9 protein-coding genes are annotated in these 8469 nt (G+C 70.6%); 1 reads left to right on the top strand and 8 read right to left on the bottom strand.

What is annotated here, in order from left to right:
- Positions 1 to 148 precede the first annotated feature (148 nt).
- The 5 genes from AB0J09_RS47680 to AB0J09_RS47660 form a co-directional block, all read right to left on the bottom strand.
- Positions 149 to 1456, bottom strand: a complete 1308-nt coding sequence (locus AB0J09_RS47680) for an MFS transporter (RefSeq protein WP_360706994.1) — start codon at positions 1454 to 1456, stop codon at positions 149 to 151.
- A gap of 171 nt (positions 1457 to 1627) precedes the next feature.
- Positions 1628 to 2587: an alpha/beta hydrolase gene (locus tag AB0J09_RS47675; protein WP_360706991.1), complete on the bottom strand. Its 960-nt coding sequence runs from the start codon at positions 2585 to 2587 to the stop codon at positions 1628 to 1630.
- Positions 2588 to 2689: 102 nt separating this feature from the next.
- Entirely contained in the window at positions 2690 to 3445 is a 756-nt protein-coding gene (locus AB0J09_RS47670) for an ATP-binding cassette domain-containing protein (RefSeq protein WP_360706988.1), read from the bottom strand.
- A complete protein-coding gene (locus AB0J09_RS47665) occupies positions 3442 to 4473 on the bottom strand; it encodes an ABC transporter permease (RefSeq protein WP_360706985.1) in 1032 nt (343 codons plus the stop codon). The genes AB0J09_RS47670 and AB0J09_RS47665 overlap by 4 nt, the downstream gene beginning before the upstream one ends.
- Positions 4470 to 5453: a sugar ABC transporter substrate-binding protein gene (locus AB0J09_RS47660; RefSeq protein ID WP_360706982.1), complete on the bottom strand. Its 984-nt coding sequence runs from the start codon at positions 5451 to 5453 to the stop codon at positions 4470 to 4472. The genes AB0J09_RS47665 and AB0J09_RS47660 overlap by 4 nt, the downstream gene beginning before the upstream one ends.
- A gap of 115 nt (positions 5454 to 5568) precedes the next feature.
- Here AB0J09_RS47660 and AB0J09_RS47655 point away from each other — a divergent pair, with 115 nt between their 5' ends.
- A complete protein-coding gene (locus AB0J09_RS47655) occupies positions 5569 to 6204 on the top strand; it encodes a TetR/AcrR family transcriptional regulator (protein ID WP_360706979.1) in 636 nt (211 codons plus the stop codon).
- Here the strand turns inward: AB0J09_RS47655 and AB0J09_RS47650 are convergent.
- The 3 genes from AB0J09_RS47650 to AB0J09_RS47640 all read right to left on the bottom strand — a co-directional run.
- Entirely contained in the window at positions 6201 to 6428 is a 228-nt protein-coding gene (locus AB0J09_RS47650; RefSeq protein ID WP_360706976.1) for a hypothetical protein, read from the bottom strand. The two genes, AB0J09_RS47655 and AB0J09_RS47650, sit on opposite strands and share 4 nt — an antisense overlap.
- A 14-nt stretch (positions 6429 to 6442) precedes the next feature.
- On the bottom strand, positions 6443 to 7780 hold the full coding sequence (locus AB0J09_RS47645) for a TRAP transporter large permease subunit (RefSeq protein WP_360706973.1): 1338 nt from the start codon (positions 7778 to 7780) through the stop codon (positions 6443 to 6445).
- A gap of 56 nt (positions 7781 to 7836) precedes the next feature.
- A partial coding sequence (locus tag AB0J09_RS47640) for an aldolase/citrate lyase family protein (RefSeq protein WP_360706970.1) occupies positions 7837 to 8469 on the bottom strand: 633 nt, incomplete at its 5' end.

The raw sequence follows: 8469 nt of genomic DNA, 5'->3' as shown, positions 1-8469 counted from the left end.
TTGTAGACGAGGTCCTGCAGGTTCTGGAACACCGCGACGCAGGCCCGCCGCGCCGCGCGGGCGGCGGCGCGGCTCACCGGCCACTCGGGCGCGCCGTCCCTGACGGCCACCAGCACCGGTGAGGGCCGTACGAGGGCGACGCCGAGGATCACTCCAGCTCGCGCCCTTCGGTCTCCGGCAGCGGCACCGCCAGCAGCGCCGTGGCCACCATGAACGCGTTGATGACCAGCATGGTAGCGGTGAACCCGGTCGCGTGGGCCAGCAGCGCGCCCACCGCCGACGGCGCCACCGTGGTGGCCACGAGCTGCGCGGCCGTGGCCCACGAGTAGCCGGTGCCGCGCAGGGCGGTCGGGTAGAACTCGCCGTTCCAGGTGTTCCAGACGCCCCAGGCGCCGAGGCTGAAGAACGACAGCACGAAGTTGCCGAGGTAGAGGCCGGCGGTCGAGGAGGCCGTGGCGAACCAGAGCCCGCCCAGCACCGCCGCCACGACATAGACGAGGAACACCTTCTTGCGCCCGAAGCGGCCAGTCAGCAGCGAGGCGCTCACGTACCCGGGGATCATCATCAGCGCGCTCAGCGCCGCGAACCCGAGCGAGGCCGACAGCGTGAGCCCCTTCTGCTGCAGCAGTGTCGGCAGCCATGTCTGCAGGCCCCAGTAGCCCCAGTTGAAGACGAAGTTCAGCAGCAGCATGACCACGGTGATCCGGGCGAGCCCGCCGCGGAACAGGTCGAGTGGCCGCCCCACCCGCGTGGTCGCCACGGTGAAGGTGGCCTCGGCGTCCGGGCTGCCCAGGGTGCGCAGCACGGCGCGGGCCTCCTCCTGGCGGCCCCGGGCTGCCAGCCAGTACGGCGACTCCGGCACCCAAGCCCTGATCGCGAACGCCCACAGCCCCGCCGCCGCGCTGGCGATCACCACGATGTGCCAGCCCAGATCGCCCAGCGTCACCGAGGCCCCGATCGCGGCCAGCATGCCGATCGGCCATCCGATCGACAGGTAGACCGCCGCCCGCCCGCGCACATGCGTCGGCAGCAGCTCGAGGAAGAACGGGAACGTGATCGTGTAGACGCCGGCCAGCGCCAGTCCCGAGGCCACCCGCAGCGTCACCAGCACCGCGAAGTTGGGCGCGAGCGCCGAGGCGAGCGCGATCACCCCGTACGCCAGCAGCGACCAGAACGCCGTCGGCCTGCGCCCCACGCGGTCGGCCACCGGCCCCCAGACCAGCACTCCGGGGATCATGCCGAACGCGACCGCCGACAGCACGACGCCGACCCCCGCCTCGTCGATCCCGAACGAGCTCCCCAGGTCGCCGGAGACGTAGACGAGGGCGAGCTGCTCCCACGACTCGATGACGAACGCGATGAACAGCGCGAGCGCGATGAGCACGTGCCTGCGGGTGAACGGCATCCGGTCGAACGCCGCGCCGATGGGCATCGTTCGCGAGTCGATGGCGGTCATGGAGCTCCTCGATGGGGGGCGAGCCGAGTGTTGGCCGCACCATAGGACGGTGCCCGTGCGGCAGCCCTGTGCACGCCGCACGGGCGGGCCGCACGATCTGTGCGGTCCGCCCTGCGGCTCAGTCGTGATGGCGTAATAACGGCCCTGGGGGCACCGCCGCGATCGCGTACATCAAGGCTCGATCCACCGCCGCAACATGGTCGTGGCCAGGTCCATGGCCGCCTTGCAGGCGTCCGTGTCGCGCAGCCGGTCGATCATCACGAAGTCGTGCACCATCCCGGCCATCCGCACCGCCGTGACGTCGTTGTCCAGCTCGCGCAGCCGCGCCGCGTACAACTCCCCCTCGTCGCGCAGCACGTCCGCCTCGTCCGTGATGATCAGCGCGGGCGGCATGCCGCGCAGCTCCGCCGAGCGGGCCCGCAGCGGCGAGGCGTGGCTCTCGGACCGCCGGGCCGGGTCGGTGATGTACTGGTCCCAGAACCACTTCATACCGTCGCGGGTGAGGTGGTAGCCGCTGGCGAACTGCTTGTACGACTCGGTGTCGAAGCTCGCGTCCGTGACCGGGTAGAACAGACACTGCCCGCGCAGCAGCACGTCGCAGCGTTCCTTGGCCATCATGGCCAGGACGGTCGACATGTTGCCGCCCACCGAGTCCCCGCACACCGCCATCCGTGACGGGTCCAGGTCCTTCTCCTTGCCGTGCTCCATGACCCACTGGGCGGCGGCGTAGTTCTGCTCGATCTGCGTGGGGTACCTGGCCTCGGGCGCGCGGTCGTACTCGGGGAAGACCACGGCGGCGGCGCAGCGCACGGCCAGCTCGCGCACCAGCCGGTCGTGGGTGTGCGCCGAGCCGAAGACCCATCCCGCGCCGTGGATGTAGAAGATGACCGGCATGGTCCCCGTGGCGCCCCTGGGCTTGACGATCCGCACCGGCACCAGGCCGGTGGGCCCGCCCCGAACCTGGATCCACTCCTCGTCGATCTCCGGCTTGGGCACGCTCGGGTCGGACTGCAGCTTCTCCAGCACCTCGCGGCCCTGCTCGGGCGGCAGCTCATGGATGTACGGGCGCTTGGCGGTGGCGTCGGCGAACTCCTGTGCCGCCTTCTCCAGCACCACTCGCTTGCCGATCATTGTGGTCACGGTGAACCCCCGGTGCATGTACACGCAGAGGGGTTTGTGCCTTTTTGTACCTCCAGACCACCGCCCAAAATCGTCAAATTACCGTCAAGGGGTTCACTCCCGCTTCAGCTCGTGCGCCAGCTCCTCCAGCTCCGCCCCGCCCGCCATGAGCGAGGTCAGCTCCTGCGGAGTGATGTCGGCCTTGCCGTACTCGCCCAGGCTGGCGCCGCGGTTGAGCAGCAGGAACCGGTCCCCCACCGGGTAGGCGTGGTGGGGGTTGTGGGTGATGAAGACGACGCCGAGCCCGCGGTCGCGGGCCCTGGCGATGTAGCGCAGCACGACGCCGGCCTGCTTGACCCCGAGCGCCGAGGTGGGCTCGTCGAGGATGAGGACGCGGGCGCCGAAGTGGACGGCCCTGGCGATGGCCACCGACTGCCGCTCGCCGCCGGACAGCGTGCCGACCGGCTGGTCGACGTCGCGGATGTCGATGCCCATGGCCCGCAGTTCCTCGCGCGCCACGCGACGTGCCTTGGCCACGTCGAAGGCCAGGCCCTTCCTCGGCTCGGAGCCGAGGAAGAAATTGCGCCAGACCGACATGAGCGGGATCATCGCCAGGTCCTGGTAGACGGTGGCGATGCCGCGGTCGAGCGCGTCGCGGGGGCTGGCGAAGCGCACCTCCTGGCCGTCCACCAGGAACGTGCCCGCGTCGTGCTGGTGCACGCCGGCGAGGATCTTGATGAGCGTGGACTTGCCCGCGCCGTTGTCACCGAGCACGCAGGTGACCTGGCCGGCCTGCACGCCCATCGACACGTCGCGCAGCGCCAGCACCGAGCCGAACGTCTTGCCGATGCCCCTGGTCTCGAGAATCAATGCCTCACCTCCTCGGCGTACCGCCTGACCAGGCGGTTGGCCAGCGTCGCCAGCAGCAGCATCGCGCCCAGGAAGAACTTGAACCAGTCGGCGTCCCAGCCCAGGAACACGATGCCCTTGTCGGCCATGCCGAAGATGACCGCGCCGATGGCCGCCCCGATGGCGGAGCCGTACCCGCCGGTGAGCAGGCAGCCGCCGATGACGGCGGCGATGATGTAGATGAACTCCTGCCCGATGCCGATGTTGGCCTGCACTGACGTGTACCGTAGCGCGAGGATCGAGCCGACCAGCCAGGCGGCGAACGCCGTGGTCATGAACAGCGCGATCTTCGTGCGGGCGGCGGGCACGCCGACCGCGCGGGCGGCCTGCTCGTTGCCGCCCACCGCGAAGATCCAGTTTCCGGCCTTTGAACGCATGAGCACCCATGTGGCCACGGCGGTCACCAGGATCCACCACAGGATCGCCACCCGGAACGAGGTCCCGCCGATCTCGACGGTCCCCGCGAAGATCGCGTTCGCGCCCTCGAAGCCCGAGGCCCGGCGCAGGCCGCTGACCTGCACGGTCCCGGTGATGGCCTTGGTGACCCCGAGATTGACGCCCTGGAGCATGAGGAACGTGCCCAGCGTGACGATGAAGCTGGGCAGCCTGGTCCGGGTGACGATCAGGCCGTTGGCGAAGCCGATGCCCAGCGCCACGACCAGCCCGGCGAGCATGGCCACCCACACGTTGAACCCGAAGCGGGTGGCCAGCGTGACGAGGATCAGCCCGCTCGTGCCGGTCAGCACGCCCGCCGACAGGTCGAACTCGCCGCCGATCATCAGCAGCGCGACCGCGACCGCCATGATGCCGAGCGTGGCGGCCGGGTCGAGCCAGTTCGCGATGCCGGCCGGCGACCGGAACACCGGCGACTGCGAGGCGAAGAACACGAACACCACGACCAGGCCGACCACCGCGCCCAGCTCGGGCCTGATCAGCAGACGGCGGGCCAGACCGACCTCGGCGACCCGCTCGTCGGCCGTGATCGTCATCGAGTGCCCGCCTCGGCCAGCTTGGCCACCTGGTCGGCGTTGTCCTTGGTCACGAAGCCCGGCCCGGTGTTGACGGGCAGCCCGCCGCCGACGGTGTTGAGGTTGTTCTTGTACAGGTTGAGGAACGTGATCGGCAGGTAGCCCTGCAGGTACTGCTGCTGGTCCACGGCGAACAGGATCTCCCCATCCTTGATCGCCGACACCACGTCGGCCGACAGGTCGAACGTGGCCAGCTTGGCCTGCGACCCCGAGTCCTTGATGGCGTCCCTGGCGGCGACCGCGATGCCCGGGTTGAGCGCCAGCACGCCGTTGATCTGCTTGTCCGACTGGAGCTTGGCGGTGACCTTGGAGGTGACGTCGGCCAGGTTGCCGATGTCCACCTGCAGCCGCTCGACCGTGCCGCCCAGCGTCTGCTCGGCGCCCTTGCAGCGCTGGTCGAGGCCGACGTTGCCGGCCTCGTGGATGACGCACAGCAGCTTGGTGACGCCGGCCGCCTTGAGCTGCTCGCCCGCGCCGCGCCCGGCCACGTCCTCGGACTGGCCGACGTGCGTGATGGCCCCGAACGCCTTGGACTGGTCGGCGCCCGAGTTGATGGTGACGACCGGGATCTTCGCCGCGACGGCCTTGCCGATGGCCTCCTTCAGCGCGTCGGGGTTGGCCATGGAGACCACGATGCCGTCCACCTTCTCGGAGACGGCCTGGTCGATGAGCTGCGACTGCTTGGCGGGGTCGCCATCGCCCTGGTACGTGACCTTCACGCCGTACTGTTTGCCCGCGGCTTCGGCGCCGTTCTTGACCACGTCCCAGAAGGAGTCGCCTGGGCCTCCGTGGGTGATGACGGCGTAGCTGGCGCTCGCGGGCGACGGACCGGCGGCGGCGGAACTCGCGGGCGCGCTCTGCGCGCTCTGTCCTCCGGAGGAGGAGCAGCCACTCACGGCGAGCGCGCCCAGCAGGGCCAGCACGATCGGGGTACGTCTCATAGGACACCTCCAAGACCAACGGGCTCGCCCTGGTTGTATCCCAATGTCATCTCTTTGTATAGACATGCTGACTTGCTCTTGTAGAACGGAACCGTACGTTCCCTATACTGAGAGCATGACGAGCGCACCCATGAGTGGCCGCAAGGCACAGGCGGCCCGCAACGACGAGTTGATCCTGCAGGCGGCGCGGGCGGTCTTCACCGCCGATCCCGGCGCGCCCATCGCCGCCGTGGCCGAGAAGGCGGGCGTCGGGATCAGCGCACTCTACCGCCGCTATCCCAGCAAGGAGGCGCTGCTGCAGAAGCTGTGCGGCGACGGTCTCAAGCTCTACAGCGAGGTCGCCGAGCGGGCGCTGGCCGACGGCGGCGACCCCTGGGAGGCGTTCGCCGGCTACATGCGCGGCATCGTCGACGCCGACACCAACTCGCTGACGATCAAGCTGGCGGGCACGTTCACGCCGACCGAGGAGCTGGGCCGCGACGCGGTCAGGGCCTCGGAGCTGGCCACCGAGGTCCACCACCGTGCCGTGGCGGCCGGCGTGCTGCGGCCGGACGTGACGGTGGCGGACATCGCGCTGCTGTTCGAGCAGATGGCCTCGATCAAGCTCGGCGGCGAGGAGCGCACCTCTCAGCTGCGCCACCGTTACCTGGCGCTGGTGATGGACTCGCTGCGGGTCCCACCGGCCCACCGGGACCTGCCGGGGCCTGCTCCGGTGGACGAGGAGCTGTCGGTCCGCTGGTACCCGTCCTAGTCCTCGCCGGCCTTCCAGTGGAACAGGTACGACATCACGAAGCCGAGCAGCCCGGTCACGCCGGCCGACACGGTCATCGCCATGCCGAGGGCGGACACGGCGCCGGAGACCAGGCCGGGGTTCCCGATGACGAGGCCGACGGCCTGCGCCAGCACGACGACGACGCCGAGCGCGAGGAAGACCACGAGGCCGATCTTGAACAGGATCATGGTGAGACGCTTCACGACGGGGGCTCCTCTCAGATCGGCAGTGCGCCGGTCGCCACCAGCACGCCGATGACCAGGGTCGGGATGACGAACCAGATGATCAGCCGGCCGAACGTCCTGGCCGGGTCCACCTGGGCGATGCCGCTGGCGATGTAGATCGGCGCGGCCCCGGGCGGGGAGGCGCCCTCGGTGGAGGCGAAGATCATGATGGCGGTGGCCGCGGCGGCGGGGGCGACCCCGGCCGCGGTCAGCGCACTGAAGGCGACCCCGCCGACGGCGGCGATGGTGGCGGTGCCGGTCAGGGGCGCGGCGATGACGACGATCAGCAGGCCCACCAGGATCGCGATGACGACGGCCGGGGCGTCCAGGCTCTTCATGATCGCGGTGAGCTGGTCGACGAGGCCCAGTTCGCCCAGGCTCGCGGCGGCCGCGAAGGCGAAGAACAGCGTGGCGCCGATGATCGCGTACCTGGGGGCCATGTCGCCGAGCAGCTCGCTCCAGGCGCGCCCGGTGCGCGGCAGCCGCTTCCACGCGACGGCGAGGGTGGCCAGCACGGTCAGCACGGGGATCCAGACGACGATGCTGATGTCGCCGGCCGCCTCGCCGACGCGCGACTCCATGAGGGCGGCGCCGAAGTCGAGCGTCATCAGCACGGGGACCAGGATGCCCGCGTACACCAGCAGCGAGGTCCACCCGGCCCGCAGGGCCGCGCGCAGCGGGACGATGTCGGAGGCGTCGGTGGCGGCGATGCGGTGCCGCCGCACCCACACGAACACCACGACGAAGCGGTACGCCACCGTCCACAGTCCGCCGACGAGGGCGGGCACGAAGAGCTGGTCGGCGGTCAGCACGGGAGCGACGGCGGCCGAGCCGAGCAGCAGGAACATCGACGAGCTCGGCGGGATGGAGATGCCGAGCCCGGCGTTGCCCGCCACGAGCGAGGCGGCCAGGTCGGGACGCCAGTTGGACCTGGTCATCCAGGGGATGGTGACCGAGCCGACGGAGGCGGCGATGCCCGACCCGGAGCCCGAAGGGCCGCCGAGGAGGGCGGCGGCGGAGGTGGAGACGTATCCGGGGCCGCCGCGCAGCCGTCCGAAGACGGAGTTGAGCACGGTGACCTGCTCCTGGATGAGGCCCAGCTTGGTGAGCAGGTAGCCCATGAACACGAAGGCCAGGGCGGCGAAGACGACCTCCTCGGCCAGTGCGTCGGAGATCCCGGCCCAGGCGAGGGAGAAGAAGTCGGCGCCGCCGAAGAGGCACACGCCGGCGAAGCCGATGAGCATCGCCTCACCGATGTTGCGTTTCAGTACGCCGTTCCAGACGACGATGATCACGATGTAGGCGAGGAGCGCCCATACGGCGATTCCCATGGCGAAATGACCTCCAATGGGGAAGGGGGTGGGGTGGTTCGGCGTGCTCCGGGCGGCTACGGGCCGGAGGGCCCGTCGCCTGGAAGCCGTTCGCTCGAAGGCAGGTCGTCCGGAGGCGGGTCGGCTAGGTGGTGGGCCAGGGCCAGCGTGCGGCGGGCTCGGGCGACGATGGGGGCATCCACGAAACGCCCGTCGGGCAGGGCGACCGCGCCGGCGCCGGATCGCCCGGCCCGTTCGGCGGCCTCGACGATCTCGGCCGCCCTGGCCGCCTCCTCTTCGGAGGGGCGGAACGCGCGCCTGATCACGGGGATCTGGCGAGGGTGGATCGCGGTCCTGCCGAACAGGCCGAGCGCTCGGCCCGCGAGGCAGGAGGCGAGCAGCCCGGCCTCGTCCTTGACGTTCGGGAAGACGGACATGGGCACCGGCGGCAGGCCCGCCGCGGCGGCGGCGAGGACCACCTGGAGCCTGAGGTGGTCCATGGCCCGCTCGTCGGTGATGGCCAGTTCGGCGGCGAGGTCCTGCTCGCCGAGCGCGACGCCGGCGACCTTCGGGTGCGCCGCGATCTCCCGGGCCGCGACGATCCCGGCCGCCGACTCCAGCAGCGCGTACGCGGGAGCGCCGGTGATCGTGTCGAGCACGGCGGCCGACTCGACCTTGGGCAGCCGTACGGCGTCGGCGAGGTCCCCGAC

Origin of the sequence: Nonomuraea sp. NPDC049784 (genome assembly GCF_040659615.1) — a bacterium.
Taxonomy (GTDB): domain Bacteria; phylum Actinomycetota; class Actinomycetes; order Streptosporangiales; family Streptosporangiaceae; genus Nonomuraea.
This window is presented reverse-complemented; position numbering and strand designations above follow the sequence as displayed.

Bases quoted from the DNA above. Each gene is read 5' to 3' on its own strand.
- AB0J09_RS47675 (WP_360706991.1), bottom strand. From the start codon at position 2,587: ATGATCGGCAAGCGAGTGGTGCTGGAGAAGGCGGCACAGGAGTTCGCC.
- AB0J09_RS47660 (WP_360706982.1), bottom strand. From the start codon at position 5,453: ATGAGACGTACCCCGATCGTGCTGGCCCTGCTGGGCGCGCTCGCCGTG.
- AB0J09_RS47680 (WP_360706994.1), bottom strand. From the start codon at position 1,456: ATGACCGCCATCGACTCGCGAACGATGCCCATCGGCGCGGCGTTCGAC.
- AB0J09_RS47655 (WP_360706979.1), top strand. From the start codon at position 5,569: ATGACGAGCGCACCCATGAGTGGCCGCAAGGCACAGGCGGCCCGCAAC.
- AB0J09_RS47645 (WP_360706973.1), bottom strand. From the start codon at position 7,780: ATGGGAATCGCCGTATGGGCGCTCCTCGCCTACATCGTGATCATCGTC.
- AB0J09_RS47665 (WP_360706985.1), bottom strand. From the start codon at position 4,473: ATGACGATCACGGCCGACGAGCGGGTCGCCGAGGTCGGTCTGGCCCGC.